Annotated in this window: 18 protein-coding genes; 3 read left to right on the top strand and 15 right to left on the bottom strand. The window is 34.5% G+C overall.

What is annotated here, in order from left to right:
- The first annotated feature begins 160 nt into the window (after positions 1 to 160).
- The gene (locus tag NSQ89_RS08620) at positions 161 to 487 is read left to right on the top strand and encodes a hypothetical protein (protein ID WP_047944747.1); all 327 of its coding nucleotides are present in this window, start codon (positions 161 to 163) and stop codon (positions 485 to 487) included.
- A 72-nt stretch (positions 488 to 559) separates the two neighbouring features.
- Here the strand turns inward: NSQ89_RS08620 and NSQ89_RS08615 are convergent, their stop codons facing one another.
- The 7 genes from NSQ89_RS08615 to nadB form a co-directional block, all read right to left on the bottom strand.
- Positions 560 to 1,030: a DMP19 family protein gene (locus tag NSQ89_RS08615; RefSeq protein WP_167555750.1), complete on the bottom strand. Its 471-nt coding sequence runs from the start codon at positions 1,028 to 1,030 to the stop codon at positions 560 to 562.
- A 182-nt stretch (positions 1,031 to 1,212) separates the two neighbouring features.
- On the bottom strand, positions 1,213 to 1,452 hold the full coding sequence (hfq, locus tag NSQ89_RS08610; RefSeq protein WP_031538267.1) for an RNA chaperone Hfq: 240 nt from the start codon (positions 1,450 to 1,452) through the stop codon (positions 1,213 to 1,215).
- A 27-nt stretch (positions 1,453 to 1,479) separates the two neighbouring features.
- Positions 1,480 to 2,436: a tRNA (adenosine(37)-N6)-dimethylallyltransferase MiaA gene (gene miaA, locus NSQ89_RS08605; RefSeq protein ID WP_047944760.1), complete on the bottom strand. Its 957-nt coding sequence runs from the start codon at positions 2,434 to 2,436 to the stop codon at positions 1,480 to 1,482.
- A gap of 802 nt (positions 2,437 to 3,238) precedes the next feature.
- On the bottom strand, positions 3,239 to 4,699 hold the full coding sequence (locus NSQ89_RS08600; protein WP_251687180.1) for an RNA polymerase sigma factor: 1,461 nt from the start codon (positions 4,697 to 4,699) through the stop codon (positions 3,239 to 3,241).
- Positions 4,700 to 4,872: 173 nt separating this feature from the next.
- A complete protein-coding gene (nadA, locus tag NSQ89_RS08595; protein ID WP_341132488.1) occupies positions 4,873 to 5,976 on the bottom strand; it encodes a quinolinate synthase NadA in 1,104 nt (367 codons plus the stop codon).
- Between the two features lie 21 nt (positions 5,977 to 5,997).
- Positions 5,998 to 6,834 (bottom strand): carboxylating nicotinate-nucleotide diphosphorylase, encoded by an 837-nt coding sequence (gene nadC, locus NSQ89_RS08590; RefSeq protein ID WP_095257384.1) that lies wholly within the window; start codon positions 6,832 to 6,834, stop codon positions 5,998 to 6,000.
- Complete coding sequence (gene nadB, locus NSQ89_RS08585; RefSeq protein ID WP_095257385.1) at positions 6,776 to 8,383, bottom strand: L-aspartate oxidase; 1,608 nt, start codon at positions 8,381 to 8,383, stop codon at positions 6,776 to 6,778. The genes nadC and nadB overlap by 59 nt, the downstream gene beginning before the upstream one ends.
- Before the next feature lie 137 nt (positions 8,384 to 8,520).
- Here nadB and NSQ89_RS08580 point away from each other — a divergent pair, with 137 nt between their 5' ends.
- Complete coding sequence (locus NSQ89_RS08580) at positions 8,521 to 9,651, top strand: IscS subfamily cysteine desulfurase (protein ID WP_144581364.1); 1,131 nt, start codon at positions 8,521 to 8,523, stop codon at positions 9,649 to 9,651.
- A gap of 71 nt (positions 9,652 to 9,722) precedes the next feature.
- Here the strand turns inward: NSQ89_RS08580 and NSQ89_RS08575 are convergent, their stop codons facing one another.
- The 3 genes from NSQ89_RS08575 to NSQ89_RS08565 all read right to left on the bottom strand — a co-directional run bounded on the left by NSQ89_RS08575 (position 9,723) and on the right by NSQ89_RS08565 (position 11,483).
- The gene (locus tag NSQ89_RS08575; protein ID WP_095257387.1) at positions 9,723 to 10,241 is read right to left on the bottom strand and encodes a GNAT family N-acetyltransferase; all 519 of its coding nucleotides are present in this window, start codon (positions 10,239 to 10,241) and stop codon (positions 9,723 to 9,725) included.
- A gap of 23 nt (positions 10,242 to 10,264) precedes the next feature.
- The gene (locus NSQ89_RS08570; RefSeq protein ID WP_095257388.1) at positions 10,265 to 10,717 is read right to left on the bottom strand and encodes a MarR family winged helix-turn-helix transcriptional regulator; all 453 of its coding nucleotides are present in this window, start codon (positions 10,715 to 10,717) and stop codon (positions 10,265 to 10,267) included.
- A gap of 364 nt (positions 10,718 to 11,081) precedes the next feature.
- Positions 11,082 to 11,483 (bottom strand): DUF2512 family protein, encoded by a 402-nt coding sequence (locus NSQ89_RS08565; protein ID WP_047944734.1) that lies wholly within the window; start codon positions 11,481 to 11,483, stop codon positions 11,082 to 11,084.
- A gap of 232 nt (positions 11,484 to 11,715) precedes the next feature.
- On the opposite strand from NSQ89_RS08565, the gene NSQ89_RS08560 reads away from it, so the two are divergent.
- Positions 11,716 to 12,732, top strand: a complete 1,017-nt coding sequence (locus tag NSQ89_RS08560; RefSeq protein ID WP_341132487.1) for a DUF3231 family protein — start codon at positions 11,716 to 11,718, stop codon at positions 12,730 to 12,732.
- Positions 12,733 to 12,908: 176 nt separating this feature from the next.
- On the opposite strand, the gene NSQ89_RS08555 is transcribed toward NSQ89_RS08560, so the two are convergent.
- From NSQ89_RS08555 to NSQ89_RS08535, 5 genes are all read right to left on the bottom strand, one after another.
- Positions 12,909 to 13,676, bottom strand: coding sequence for a GNAT family N-acetyltransferase (locus NSQ89_RS08555; protein ID WP_341132486.1), 768 nt, complete (start codon positions 13,674 to 13,676; stop codon positions 12,909 to 12,911).
- A 74-nt stretch (positions 13,677 to 13,750) separates the two neighbouring features.
- Positions 13,751 to 14,269 carry a GNAT family N-acetyltransferase gene (locus NSQ89_RS08550; protein ID WP_251687172.1) on the bottom strand — a complete coding sequence of 173 codons (519 nt, stop codon included), beginning with the start codon at positions 14,267 to 14,269 and terminating at the stop codon, positions 13,751 to 13,753.
- A 21-nt stretch (positions 14,270 to 14,290) separates the two neighbouring features.
- Positions 14,291 to 14,752, bottom strand: coding sequence for a GNAT family N-acetyltransferase (locus NSQ89_RS08545; protein WP_251687170.1), 462 nt, complete (start codon positions 14,750 to 14,752; stop codon positions 14,291 to 14,293).
- Positions 14,753 to 14,881: 129 nt separating this feature from the next.
- Complete coding sequence (locus NSQ89_RS08540; protein ID WP_047944730.1) at positions 14,882 to 15,700, bottom strand: lipid II flippase Amj family protein; 819 nt, start codon at positions 15,698 to 15,700, stop codon at positions 14,882 to 14,884.
- Between the two features lie 161 nt (positions 15,701 to 15,861).
- Positions 15,862 to 16,173: a hypothetical protein gene (locus NSQ89_RS08535; protein ID WP_341132485.1), complete on the bottom strand. Its 312-nt coding sequence runs from the start codon at positions 16,171 to 16,173 to the stop codon at positions 15,862 to 15,864.
- Positions 16,174 to 16,262: the final 89 nt, after the last annotated feature.

Below are 16,262 nucleotides of genomic sequence, written 5' to 3'. Positions count from 1 at the left end.
TGTTAATGTATATTCAGAACCTTTGCTATTCATTAAACTATTTTAGATTATTTTTTAAGTCCTTTCGAGGAGACTTCTGGTGAGTCCATATATGGAGAAGGTTATTATGCTAAAATAAAGAAATATTTCAAATATTATGTTAAATGATAAAGGAGATTAAATGGCTAGCATATTTTTAACTTCAAACGGTTTTTTTACCGATACAATTAAAGCTGAATTCTTATCCGTACAAAATCAGAGCAGTTATTTTAGGACCTTGTATCAAGAGGTGCATCATTTCTCACCAGAATTATATAGAATGAAATGGAGTAACTTCAGGGCTTGGGGGTTAACTGATAGAGCTATCTTTCCTCATTATGTTCGAGAAGATATTTATAGAGACAATAGTGGTAAGAGCATGGAGGATCGTTTGAAGGAATTTGAAAGAGATACAAACAGCACTATTACTAGGTTAAAAGACAACCAATATATTCTTTTTCATATATAAGCAAAATCTCCATCAGCGGGCGCTTCCTTCCTTTCCACTGATGGTGACTTTTACAATGGATTCAGCCTATCTTTAATCTTCCATAACCTCGATTAATTCACGGTATATATCCACAAAATAATTCTCTAATAAATCTTCTAGTTTACCAGAAAGCTGATTATATTCCTCATCAGCCTTTGTATTTAACGAATAGAATGCTTCTTCAGGTATTTCTCCATTTTCTAATGCTTGAAAAAGATTCCATAATTTCTCTCCATACTTTTCTTCGATTAACGCATAAGCATCAGCGTTTATGTCTTTCAATATTCTTATCAGTTCTGCAAAGTATTGGTGTCCACCGACCTCTTCTATATACCAAGAAAACCAATGGAATAATCCTTCATGTCCTCCGCTTTCCATTTCCGAATAATAATTGTAAACCATATATACCTTATTGGCCGTTTCATTTTCTGCTGGAAAATTATATTCTGCCATTATAGACACCATTACATTCCAAATATCATGATTATTCATTAATTCAGTTTTTTTTATTTTCTGTAACAATGATATCTCTCCCTTTAGTCATATATTATAGATACATCAATAAAAAACAGACTAAACCTATATTTGATCTAGTCTGTTTCTCATTAAGCTATTCCATATTCATTTCCTTGTAAATGCCTATGTATTCCTTTCTTTGACTTGAATGAAACAATAGGAATTTGAATTGTCCTATAATATCTTTTTTACTGAACTTGTGTGCCTTCTAAATCAATCTGTACATTTTTTTGTGGGGCAAACGTAGAAATCGCATGCTTATAAACTAACTGCTGCTTACCTTCTGATTCAAATAATACAGTGAAATTATCGAAACCTTTTATAAATCCACGTATTTGGAATCCGTTTAATAAGAATACCGTTACGTTTGTGCCATCCTTACGTAATTGATTTAAAAATTGATCTTGAATATTAACTGATTGCTTCATGAAAATCCTCCTCTTTTCTCTCTACTATTATGTATTCGATTTAATCTCTAGCATTCCTTCTAAATAAGACGAAATTTCCTGTATTTTTTTTGTAATGTCATTTGTTTTGACGGTATCTGTCATATCATACCATTGTACATTCATTTTATTGCGAAACCAAGTTAATTGCCTTTTGGCATATCTTCTTGAATTTTGTTTTAACTCTTCAATCGATTCATTTAAGCTTAGAAGTCCATCGTAATACTTATAGATTTCCTTATAGCCGATTGCCTGAATGGACTGACAGTCTCTTATGCCCTGATGATAAAAATGCTCCACTTCCTCTAACAATCCATTATCAAGCATTTGATCGACTCTTTTGTTAATTCGCTCATAAAGAATTTCTCTATCCATTGTCAGACCAATTAATGCAGCATCATAGAGCGCCTCTTGCTTCTGCTCTTTTTGGATTTCAGACATTTTTCTGCCAGTAACATGAAAGACCTCGAGTGCTCTAATTACACGTCGTACATTATGGTGGTGGATAGCAGCTGCAGCCTCAGGATCTATTTCCTTCAATCTGTCATGAATCCTTAAGCTTCCTTCTCTCTGTGCCATTTCTTCCAGTTTCATCCGAAAAGCTGGATCTGAAGCTGTTTCCTGAAACTGATAATCATATAAAACCGCTTGAATATACAACCCAGTTCCGCCAACAATAAACGGCAACTTTCCTCTTGCTGTAATCTCTGTTATTTTTTTGCGCACAAGCTCCTGAAATTGGGCGACGGAAAAACTCTCGTCTGGTTCTACAATATCAATTAAATGGTGCGGAACCCCCTGCATTTCTTCGGGAGAAATTTTTGCTGTCGCAATATCCATCCCCTTATATATTTGCATGGAATCTCCGCTAATGATTTCTCCGTCGTATTTTTTCGCCAGTTTAACGCTAAGATTGGTCTTTCCTACAGCAGTAGGTCCAATTAGCACCACAACTTTTTCCTTAATTATCAAATGATTCAACTGCCTTTTGCCAACATTTAGCCATATCATATATAAGCTATTATTATTATTTTATCACATTCCTCCGTGCAGTTTAACCTGTAAGCATTATTACCAATCCTTTATGAAATATACAGAATTTTATCAATCAATCTTTATTTTTTTCTTCTCTTCTAAATAAACAGTTATATTATATGGATTGTTATGTATCATTTGGTTTATTTCTTCGCTATGAAAAAATTGATTGATGGAACGTATAATCTCTTGAGCAGCATCTTTCTTAATTCTTTATCCTCCACTACAAAAAATGTATATATTTCAATAGCTATTTTCTTTCTCTGAGGAATCGATACTACATCTTTCTATATGAAAATTTACTCCTCATAAGAATCCTTCCTCCAAACAAGGAGTTATATTTAACCATCTTTTATTACGTTCGACTCTTTCTTTATGATAATTGGAAACTGTCAAAGGAACTCTATAATTATACTTTTTTAAGATTGACTATACTCTCTTTATATCAGTCTGTTCTGTTACAAGTTCAATGGTGTTGGGAAAAGATATAATCAGATTCTGTTAATTCCCATTTTCAGAAAAATTCTCTGGAAAAAGTTTTATCCTTTTATTTGGCTTCTGTAAATACTTAATAAGCTTCTTCCTCCTCCCCAATTGAACGATGTAGGATATCTTGTTTTTTCATTCTTACATGCTTCGTCCAATACACCAACATAAACTTCCAATTCTACAAAATTAATTGCTTAAAGTTTCTCAATTTATTCAATAAGATCCCCTCCCTAACTATTTTGTGTCAAGCATCTAATTCTACTTCTTTTCTATTATCTCCATAGATTTTTATAATATAGGGAGCATGGTTAAAGAGTTTCTGAATGTCTTCATGTTGGAAAAAGATTTGTATAGATCTTTTTAACTCTTTGGCAGTTTCGATGTTTTTCGCTCGATCTTCATCTGTTGTGAAGGCTAATTCTGTAAATATATCGAATTTCAATTGCTCATCTTCATATGTTGGATACACATCATATACTTTATATTTTTCCTCCTTAAATATATAGGCTTCCAAAAGAGCTGGAGCAATATCCCACATTGCTTTTTCGATTTTTACAACGTCTGCACTAACCTTTCCAATTGAGAAATTCCATTCACTATCAAATTTTTTCATAATATTTTTGATTTCTTCCTTTATCATTGCTTCTTCTTCTTTTGGAATAGATTCAGATAAAAGGATTTCCGTTGATTCGCCAGATGAATAGGTTTGTTTATAATAATAGGTATTTGATGCAAGTAATTCGAATATTTCTTGTTCCATTTCCATCTGTTTATTCTCTGCCTTTTGTTCATCTGTTTGTTCTAGTTCTACTTCATTCAATTGGTTCATCTCTTCATACTTTATTTCGTAATCTAGGTCCCTATCCTTTAAATAAGATTCGATGAACATTGTTACCTCTTCTTTCTTTTCTAAACTCTCTGCTGTGCTAAATTGGACATATAAAATATTAGTTTCCCTTTCTGGATTGGTATAAATATCGGTATAGCCTTTTTGTTGAATCTCCCTTCCTAGCTGTAACACTCCTCCCTCCTTATAAATTTTATAAATATCCGGTCCGAGACTGACTCTCGTCTTTCCTAACGTTTTTTGATTAATGGATCCATTAGCAAGTAAAATAAATATCATAAGGATTAGCAATAGTGTCTTTCGCTTACCATTAATGCTTGATTCTATGTATTGGTTTTTCTCTTCAAAACGGAAAGAATCCAGTAAGTTTTTATTCACGAGTTTTATATCTTCTTTTATAACTGCTTCCACTTGTTCAATCGGTATTAACTTGCCATTATTTGTCCATACAAGTATGGCATCATAAATAATTACTTTCACTTTTCTCTCAGAGATATGTAGATTTCGCGCTATTTTTTTATAAGAAAAACCGTAGTAATACTTTAGTAAAAAAGCAACTCGGGCATTTACCTCAAGCAAACCTAATCGATTTAAGAGAGTACTAAAATCTAAGAATTTCTCATAAAATTGATTAGTGCGATTGTATTTAATATATTCCTTGATTATTGGTTTTGCCCATAAACGCTCAAAATGGTGAAAGGACCACTTACCCTTCACTTGATCTACCGCTCTATTTAACAATTGTTCTGCTAGTGCTCTATTTCCAGTTAATAAAAATGCTAGAAGATACCATTCATTTATATAGGCTTGTATATATTTCTTCCATTGTCTATGGCGTCTATTCAGGGTATGTTCCACCTTTCGTCATTCTCCATATATTACCTATATTTTAAAGGAAGATAGAATGCTTGTCATTAACAACTGTTTGAAAATTCAACTTACTTGGATTTGTTATTGAGATATGTAAAGGCATCTAAACTTAAGCACCAAAAAACTGCCTTTATTTTACAAAGCAGTTTTTTGCGTAAAACTTAGGATAATTCCAACATTCTATCCAATGCTATTTTTGCGTTAGACGCTATAGGCTCTTCGACAATAATTCGATTCCTTTCAAAATTGTCTTCAATTGATTCTAAGCACCATACGAAATGAGGCAAATCAATCCGATTCATTGTTAAACAAGCACACATATATGGATTAAGGGAAATAATTTCTTTATCCGGGTGCTCTTTCATAATCCGATTAACTAAGTTCATTTCCGTACCAATAGCAAAAGCACTTCCAGGTTCTGCATTTTCGATTACATCAATAATATAATTGGTTGAACCAGCTAAGTCAGCTGCCGCGACAACTTCTCTGCTGCACTCTGGATGGACAATAATTTTCATGTAAGGATATTGTTTTCTAACTTGCTTGACATTGTTTACGGTAAAATTTTCATGCACAGAACAATGACCTTTCCAGAGTATTACTTTAATATCTTCTATCACGCCTTCATAAACAAGTTCATTTTTGGCCGGATCCCAAATGGCCATCTGTTCTAAAGGAACCCCTAAATTATAGGCAGTATTTCTTCCAAGATGCTGATCTGGTAAAAATAGTAATTTTTCCTTTTTTGTAAAGGCCCAGGATACCATTTTTTCAGCATTAGAAGAGGTTACGGTTGCTCCCCCATTTTCTCCGACAAAGGCTTTAATGGCTGCTGTTGAATTTACATAGGTTAGTGGTATGATCGTGTCTCCGAATAATTCCTGCAGCTTGGTCCATGCTCGATTAGTCTGATAAATATCGGCCATATCCGCCATCGAGCAGCCCGCCCGCATATCTGGCAAGTAGACTTTCTGCTTCACTGTAGTAAGGATATCAGCTGTTTCTGCCATGAAATGAACCCCACAAAAGACAATAAACTCTGCTTCAGTATTTTCAGCCGCAACTTGCGCTAGCTTTAAGCTATCCCCTGTAGCATCGGAAAATTGAATGACTTCATCCTTTTGATAATGATGACCTGGAATAAATAGTTTTTTGCCTAATCGATTCTTTACACAAACAGCTCTCTCTTCTAATTCCGCGTTTGTCATGGCTAAGTATTTCTTTGGTATTGTATTCGATGCTTGCAGCCCCTCTAAAAGATTCATTTTCCTCTCCCCTTTTTATCTTTAATCAAAGCTTACTTTCACACTAATATCTAACGCTTTCACCGAATGGGTTAAAAATCCTAATGAAATATAATCCACTCCACACTCTCGATAGGAAGCAAGATTTTCTAACGTAATTCCTCCAGATGCTTCTGTTGTGACAGTTTCTGGTACATGAGTAATCCACTCCACGATTTCTTCAGGCTTTCGATTGTCAAACATAATCACATCAGCGCCAGCAGCTAAAGCTTCAAACATTTGTTCCTTTGTTTCCGTTTCAACTTCTACCTTCACCATATGGCCAATTGACTGTTTAACCGCTTTTACAGCATTAGCGATCGAACCGGCAAAGGCAATATGATTATCTTTAATCAACACCGCATCATACAATCCAAAGCGATGATTATGTCCTCCGCCAACTGTTACTGCATATTTTTCTAACATTCTTAATCCTGGGGTCGTTTTTCTTGTATCACTTATTTTTGTATAGCCACTATTTAATGTTTCTACTGCTTCACGTGTTTTTGTGGCGATACCACTCATTCTTTGGACAAGATTTAAAGTAACTCGCTCTCCTTTTAATAAATCACGAATCTTTCCTTTTACTGTCGCCAATTTTTGACCTGCTTCCATTCGGTCGCCATCATGGATAAGCATTCTGACTTCTGTGGCAGGATTTAAAACCTGGAATCCTGCCTGAATAATCTCTTCCCCGCAAAAAACTCCATTATCTTTCGCTAAAAATACGATTTCTCCTTGCTGCTCTTGTGGAAAAATCGCATCTGTTGTCACATCACGTTCACCGATATCTTCTATAAAAAATGCTTCCAGTAGTTTCTGCAATTTTAATTGGTTCATTTTGATTCTCCTTTGTTTGTTCTCGATTCATACAGACCTTTTTCTTCATCCATTCATTCTTTTCCATAGGATAATCAGAACGAAAGTGGCCCCCTCTGCTTTCTTTTCTTTCCAACGCAGATTTTGTAATTAGAAAAGCAGTTAAAAGCATAAAGTACTTTTCTATCTCCTCGACTGACTTATTTTCTAAAGAGATCTGTTCCAGATTGGTTATTCCGAAACCTTCAAGCCATTCAAGATGCATCTGTAAGTGGATTCCATTACGGACAATGCCTGCATACTCCATCATTCGATTCTGAATCTCTCCTCTTTCTGGCAAAATCGGAAAGAAATTTGCCTTCTTTTCTTCGGTTTTGCATTGAAACATTTTCGCTTTTATTTTTGTTTTTTTTTGAAGGAGTGTCGCAAGGCTTTTCCCCATATATAAACCCTCTAAGAGAGAATTGCTGGCTAAACGGTTCGCTCCATGAAAACCTGTACAAGCTGCCTCACCAATTGCATAAAGATTATTGATATTTGTTCTTCCATGCAGGTCTGTATCAATTCCTCCCATTAAAAAATGACTCCCTGGCGCAACCGGAAGCAACCCTTTCTGCAAATCAATGCCCGCTTCTCGACACATATTTGCAATCGTAGGAAATCTTTCTTGGAAATTTGCAATCATTGAAATATCTAAATAAACTGGTTCCCCACTTGATAAATACTGATAAATTGTTTGGGAGACGATATGCCGTGGCGCTAAGTCTTTATATGGATGGACATGTTCCATCACGTACTCACCAGAAGCTGTAACTAATCTTGCTCCATCTCCTCTGACAGCTTCTGAAATCAGTCCAATCGTTTTTCCGTTGACATAAAGCAGGGTAGGATGAAATTGTATAAACTCCATATCGCTAATATTTGCCCCAGCTAAATAAGCAAGCGCAATTCCATCTCCCATAATGGTGGAAGCACTACTCGCATAGGTGTAAAGATTTCCACAGCCTCCTGTTGCAATAACAGTATGAGCGCTATAAAATTCTGTTCGCGTGCCATCTGCTAAAATCCCTTTTGCGCCAAAGCATTGTTTAGTATTAGTATTTACCATTAATTCATAGACAAAAACATTTTCAATGATTTTAATATTATTAGTCTTCGTTTTCACTAAATACTGCATCAGTTGTTTTCCCGTAGTATCGCCGCCACTGTGAACTATTCTGTTTTCCGAATGAGCACCCTCCATTCCTAATGCAAGATTTCCTGCCATATCCTCATCAAATGCGCATCCACCCTGCCGTAAATCATTTATTAAGAAGGGTGCTGCATTTGTAATTTCCGCTACTACTTCAGGATTATTGTGAAAGCGTCCAGCTTCTAAAGTATCAAGTGCGTGCTTTCTATAATCATCTGAATCTCCCATGCTTGCAGCAATTCCACCTTGAGCTAAATAAGAATTGCTGATTTCGATATTAGATTTTGTGAGAATAATCACATTGAAGTCAGTTGAAAGCTTTTTAGCTAGCTGCAAGCTAGCGATTCCACTACCGATAATCAATACATCTATGGCCATTTTTCACCATCCTATTTTACAAGTGTCTTGACACCTATATTTACATAGATTTAAAATTATGGCAAGGGTTTTTTGGAAAGACTTTTAGCTTTGAATCTGAATCCTGTAAACTACTGATCTTTTTGGAGGAATTTTTGATGAAATATTTTGACTATGCAGCAACTACTTCTTTAGATCCCGATGCTGCTTCTACTTATGTCGAGGTTGCTTGTAAATACTTTGGGAATTCGAATAGTCTTCATGATATGGGAGATACAGCTAGTAGAATCGTAGAGAATTGCCGTGATGAATGGGGAAGATTAATAAACGTAGATAAAAATGGCATATACTTCACAAGCGGCGGTACAGAAAGTAATTTTCTTATTTTGCACAGCTTACTAATGGGAACAAAAAAGGAAGGAAAACACCTAATTACATCAACAGCAGAGCATGCTTCTATACATAGTGCGATGCATGTCTTAGCTGACAAAGGCTATGAAATTACATATTTGCCATTATCAAAAACTGGCTTAATCGATACTCGGTTACTAGAAGAAACAATTCGTCCTGATACCGTGCTTGTTTCTATCCAACATGTAAATTCTGAGATTGGTGCAATCCAGCCTATAAAAGAAATCAGCACGATTTGTAAAAGATACCACATCCTTTTTCATAGTGATATGGTGCAAAGTTTTGGAAAAATAGAGGTTAAAGAAGTAACCCCTTATGTCGATGCATTATCCCTCTCAAGCCATAAATTTTATGGACCAAAAGGCGTCGGTATTGCCTATATTAATCCGAATGTTCCTTGGATTCCAATAGTATTAAATGGCAGCCACGAAAATGGCTTTCGCTCTGGCACAGTTAACACAGCTGGGATTGCAAGTATGACTGTCGCTGCCCAAAAGGCATGTTCTACAATTTCGAAAAACGAAACGAAGCTTTCTAAGTTCCGAAAATTATTTACGAAGATGATTCCGAAAGAATCCGTTACTATTTTTGAATGCACGGATCAATATCCAGGAATTATCGGATTACGAGCTAAAGGGATAGAAGGTCAATGGCTAATGCTTGAATGCAATCGTCGTGGATTTGCCATTTCAACTGGGAGTGCGTGCCAGGTCGGAAAACAAGCCCCTTCCAAAACAATGGAGGCATTTGGATTAGCAGTTCAAGAGGCAAAAGAGTTTGTTCGGATATCGATGGGCAAAGACACCAAGGAAGATGATGTAAGGGATTTGGCCAATACGATTAAACAACTTGCAATAAAGAGTTCACTTCCTAAGTAACCTTTTAATGGAAAGCCATACCCCCTGATATGTTAGGCTTTCCATTGCTTAACGAAATTATTTCTTCAGAATTAAGAAAGAATCTTTGTCATGATATAGTCAGATTGTTCTTCATTCCCCATATAAAAAGAGTGAGCACCAGTCTGAACAAAACCAAACTTTTGATAGAATCTAATGGCTTTTTTATTTTTTTCCCATACACCAAGCCAGATTTTTTTTTTGGATTCCTTCTTAGCAATATCAATAGCTTTATTCATTAGAACTTGTCCAAGACCATGTTTTTGAAATTTCCCTTTTATATAGATTCTTTCTATTTCTAGTGAGTCTTCTCCCATTTGTTCAGATTGTGCGTCCATCCTATTTATCTTTAAATATCCAGCTAGTTCTTTATTTAAATAGACAAAATAGAATTGTGAAGAGAGATTGGACAATTCCTTTTTCAGTTGCTCTAAGTTAAAAGCTTTTTCCAAATAATCTTTCATATTTTCTGGTGAATTTTGATTCCTGAAAGTCTCATCAAAAGTTTCCAAGCTAATATCTTGCAGTTTATGTATATCAGCGATTGTACATTTTTCAATATAAGTCTCCATAGAATACCTGCTCTCCTTCCGTCTTAATAATTGCGCTTATTGCCTTTTTTTACATATTCCCAGTCTTTTTCTATATTTTTTCTTACTCTTAGAAGGAGGGTGAACAAGATATCCACCTCCTCTTTAGACAATCCAGCTAATGCTATTTCATTTGAATAATCATTTTCGCTTTTGATATATGGATACACTTTTTCTCCTTTTTCTGTTGGAAATAGTCTTTTTATTTTCTTGTTATGTGGATCATCTTCTTTTGTAATGAATCCATTAATCTCCAATTTTTTAATTGCTCTTGCAGCCGTTGTTCGATCTACTTTAATCATTTCAGCTAACTTCTCTTGAATGATACCGGGATTTTCAAAAATTCTTACAAGGTATAAATATTGCCCCCTTGTAAGATTATATTCTTTAAATTCGATATTACTAATTGAATCTAGCGCTCTTCCAATCATTCCAATCTCTCGAAGAATTTCTTTCACCTTTCCAACCCTCAATCCTTTTTGTTGTATTTACAATAAAAATAATTAAGTTTATTTTAATCCTTTTTTGCTGTATTTGCAATAAAATAATTAAGAATTAATTACTTTTTATGCACTTTATATAAAGATGCTTATGCAAAAAATCAGTTGGCTCTATAGAGTCAACTGATTTTTAGACTTTAGACAAATTTTTGTATTTTAGAAATAGAATGATAAATTAGCATAGTTATCATTCTCCTTGAATGGTGGAATATTGCTTGCAGCGGGCCTAGTCCATAAATTAAACACTCTCAAGGAATACATGCAATATCAATTCTGCTTTCAAATATATTTTTGTTGAAAACTTTCCTTTATTCATTAATAGTTAAAAAGTAGATTCTGGATGATTAGGTTTCTCCTCAAATACATTATTATTAAGATATTTATGAAAAAACCACTCTCCTATTCCTATTACTACAGCTGATAGAATTGCTGCAACACTCAGGTTATTATCATCTGCAAACATGGATTTACCCATTAAATAAATGATAAGAACCGTCAATATTGCATCTGAAACTGTCGCTATTATGTTACGCTTTACAAATGCTGCATCATCGCCGATTTTTCTAAAGATGAACAAATCACCAATAATGTAAGCAGCAATCGTCAGAACAATGCTGATCCAAAGCGTATTGCCAAATTCCCCATCAAAGATTCCAGTAAGAATAATCCCTAATACTAAGAGGATCATTATTAGCTTAATAACAACCGCCTTCAAATGATTCATCTACATCCCTCCGTGATTTTTATACCTAATAAATACCACGGAAATTTTATGTTAATCCTCTAAGAAAAGAATTTATTATGGTAAATTCTAGAACAGTCTATTAACTTTATCCTATTTATCGCTTCTTTAACATTTTTTTTTCTTACATAAAAATGGCGCAACTATGAAATATTAATATAATATCAAAAAAATAAAATTGTATTTGATATATGCACTTGTTGGAGGAGTTTTTATGAAGAAAATCAGTCATGATGTAGAACTAACCACACCTGAAATAGCGAACCTTTGGACTCAATACATAAATGATTCTTTATCCATATGTATTCTTACCCATTCAATTGAAAAGGCAAAAGACAAAGACATTAAAGAAGTACTTAACTTTTCCCTTAGTCTTGCTGAATCCCATATTACTAAAATTACTGATTTCTTTACTCAAGAGAACTTTCCCATTCCCAAAGGTTTTTCAGTGGAGGAAGATGTTAATTTAAATGCTCCTTCTATCTTTACTGACGCTTTTATTATAGCGTATTTACATGTTATGACCTTACTAGGATTAACTGGATATGCAGGTGCCGTTTCTACATCATCAAGAGATGACCAGTTAGATTACTTTATTCAATGCAACAAGGAAACGATGGAGTTACATAAACGAATCGTTTCCATCATGTTAAATAAAGGATTCTATAGTAAAACCGCTAGAATTAATACACCAGAGCAAGTCAAATTTGTCGATGACCAGAGTTATTTAGCTGGATGGTTTGGGAAAAAACGACCATTAAATACGATTGAAATAAGTGGTATGAGTTTTAACATGAAAAAAGACATAGTAAAAACCGTTTTAGAATTAGGATTTGCTCAAGTTTGCCAAATAAAAGAAATTCAAAAATATTTTGAAAGAGGTAAAAAAATTTGTTTGAACCACTTCACTACTTTTAATACTATCCTTACAAAGGAAGACTTATCTTCTCCGAAAACATGGGTGTCGGAAGTAACAAATTCCACCGTTCCCCCTTTTTCTGATAAATTAATGTTATACCATATTGTTACATTGGTTTCTTCTGCAGTTGGCTATTATGGTGCTGGCTTATCTGTTTCTCAAAGGAGAGATATCGCCGCAGAATATACGAAATTCATGGCTGAAGTGGGTTTATACGCCGAAGATGGATGTGAATTATTAATAAAGTATGGATGGCTAGAGCAACCTCCGTTAGCTGATAACAGACAGACTTTAGCAAATAATAAAGAATAATTCTTACTGCTAGATTTACTAGTTAGGAAAAAAATATATGGAGCATAGTCTCACAGGCTTTGCTCTATTTCTAAGATCCATTTGAAGATTGCTCTTTATTTCATTTCTTCTTTAATACTTTGAGTCAAGCATTTACTAATATTATCTATTTACATAGATATATCTTTCATCAATGTTTACTTACTCCTTTTCAAATCTTGTTTTTCTATTAATTGTAAAAATTTATTCTTCGTTTCTGGATGATAAGTAATAATTTCACCATTATATATAACTGTAAATACGCCGAAGGGTGTTGGAAACTGATGTTGTACCATTTCATTATCGTTCATTTCAAGTACTGTTACATTTAAGCCGTGCTCATCTGCTGCAGCTTGTAAATTATCAACAGCATCCTGCGTGAACGGACATTGGTTTGATTTGAACACCGTAATCCCATTATCATATTCGTTTGCTAGTTGCGGCCAATCAATAAAGCTAGGTTTCCGATCATTTTGAAAAGCATAAGCCATTAATTCAAAATCCCCTTTTTTATCCACTTGATTGAAGCCTTTTTTTTCAAAGATAGTTTTGTCTGGTAACCAGCTTTTCTTACTAGTGACTATTGTAATACCATCTAAATGTAATTCTCTCGCATCCGTTATACATTCCTCTAAGAGCTTGCTACCATAGCCCTTTCCTTTGCTCTTGCCAACGATCCAGAAGCAATGAATCACCATATATTTCTTGGCATTTATCGCTCGCCAAGTAAATTCACCGGGAATATATTCAATAAACCCTCTTTGTCGACCGTCTTCTAGAAGGATTTTTACTTTTAACCCATCTTTAAACCGTTCCTTCAGCCATGCTAGTTTATTTTGATACCCTTTTGATTTTGGTTTGCTTCTCATACAAAAAAATCCGTATTCATCCACGTTTTCAGCATTTACATTCAAGATTTCAAACATCGTCTCTCCTCCGTATCTTTTAAATGGAATGTTCATCAACTATAGACATTCTCCTACAGATTGCTTAATGCTTCTTATAATCCATTTTTCTTCCCTAATACTTTCCCCATAATCATAAAAGGAGCCTCAGTCTTATTCAGTATGAATGCATTCTTAATAACAGTCCATCCTAAGCCAGTGTATAAACTTTGTGCCGCTGTATTCGTTACTTGTGTCGTTAATACAGCTGTTTTATTGTCTACACCAAGCAACAAATCTCTTATTAATTTACTTCCAAATCCTCTTTTTCGATGCAAGGGATGAATAACTAATTCAACTACTTCAAAGCAATCTTTCAACCAAAAATCGTATTCTTCCTGACTTAGCTCATTAGAAAGCAGTGTATGATAGTATTGTTCTGGTAAAGATATATATCCATATACAAACCCTATTAGTCTCCCTTCTGCTGAAATTATCCTATTCCCCCTAAATCCTTTATACTTAATGTGTCTTACTAAAGGTCCCTTAATAGATTTATTCCATACACTTTTATACAGCTCTTCCATTTGTTCTATTATGATGTCATCTTTCTCTATTGATAACACCCGAACCACTTTGTCGCACCTCCCTCCTTGCTATAGTTTCATTTTCAGCCCATCATGTGTTGCTTGAAAGCCTAATCGTTCATAAAAACGCAAGGCATCTGGTCTTTGTTTGTCAGTCGTAAGCTGAATTAAATGACAGCCTCTTTCTTTGGCACGCTCGATTGCCCAGTTAATTAGTTGAGTACCTACCCCTTTTCCTCTTACAGAAGAGGCAGTTCTTACCCCTTCAATAGTCGCTCGCCATCCTCCTTGATGGGTAATATATGGAGTAAATGTAATTTGTTGAACCCCAACTACTTCATTTCCAAAACATGCTACCACTAATTCATTATTGGGATCTTCTGTAATAGCTTGAAACGCTTGCAGATAACTGGCAGGTAGTGGCTGTTCATAACGCTCTCGCTTACTGCCTAAAACATCATCAGCAAGCATAGCTACAATCTGATCTAAATCTTGTAATACTGCTAACCTAAACTCTAATGACTCCGTCACTTTATTTCCCCCTTTAGTAAAAAACTATTTCGATAGTTCTCAATTGTTTATCCAGTCGTTTGAAAAGCTAATAGACCTAACGACTATAATATAAAGGACAGTAATTTACTTTTCAGCTCCTATTTTAGATTAAAGCCACTCTGCAAACCAAGCCACATAGTATGCTGCTGGTAAAAAGATTATTTGTGCTACTATGGTACCGATAAATTTAGAACTAACCATTGTTAATGAGTAACTTTTCAAATAGATGTAGTCCGTTTGTTTTTTCATGACGCGATCGGCTAACACAGACGCCTTTGGATCAATAAATAAGGTCAGAATGATGGTGGCAATCCCGTTTATTACCCCTGAGGACATTAAAGCTGCCTGAGAAACTTTTGCAGGAACTAACATGGAAGCATATATGGAGGATATGACACCCGTCGTAAATATAGCTGAAATAATGACATTTAATACAAATAAACGCTTTGGAACTGTGTTTAAGGTAATTCCTCTAAAATAGGAAATTCTCGGTAATTTGAGACATTTTACAAGCTTTTTCCAATTGTTTTTCTTGAATAATTTAGAAAAAAGAGCTAGCATGGACCCTCTTTCATTTGCTAATTGAACAATGGCTCGTGAAAAAATATTAATAAATGTTGGAAACAACAGGATTCCAAATAATACTCCCAATGATGTTACTCCTATCAAAATTCGATATTGCGCCGCAATAAAAGTTAATTTGTCTGCCCCTTTGGGAACTTCTGCTATCAATTTTGCTGTTAATGGCTGTTGAAACATAGTGGAAAATCGCGAAACAATAACCATTGTGCTAAATAACGATATAGCAGTAGCAATTAACCTTACTCTCGTACCAGATATTCTTGTTGAATAGGCCAATGTTTCTACCATTGTAATCACTAATAGTAAAATAGAAATAATGATGACCTTTGATGTTATTAATTCCATAAAAACTCCTTTAATTTTTATTCTAGCTACATTATAACTCTTTTTCTGAAATTAACTAGAAATATTTACTAAAGTTGATTTTACATTAAGTAGATGTTGTTATTGCAATAAAAGGACACCAATAGAAGTGTCCTTTTCTTTATATGTATTTATTTTAAAGGCTATTTTGCTGTAACTTTACGATATACAATATAATTCGCAGTGTTCAAAATAATTGTTACAGAAAGTAGAACTGCAGTCGCAACCACTACCCCACCTGTTGTGTCCATCATTGCACTCCAATCCTCCATTTTTACAAGATAATAGCTATAGATAATCTGAAAAGAGATAGAAATCGTACAAGCACTCATGCTAAGAAAACAAATCATTAGCCCATTTCTCTGAACTTTCTCTTTATTTCCCATTAAGTTTGTAGCCGGCAATATCCAAGCAATTAAACCAAGCACCAGGCTCCCAATATTCAGTAAACCCATTATATTTTAGTGCCTCCTTATTATATACTTTTCACATTTAAAAGCCCTAGAAGTATATTCCCTTATTCTAGTGTAGAGATAACTCTTTA

Source organism: Niallia sp. FSL R7-0648 (genome assembly GCF_038007005.1).
In the GTDB taxonomy this organism is placed as follows: Bacteria; Bacillota; Bacilli; order Bacillales; family Cytobacillaceae; genus Niallia; species Niallia circulans.
Note: the sequence above shows the minus strand (reverse complement) of the source record. Positions and strands in the feature narration are given on the sequence as shown.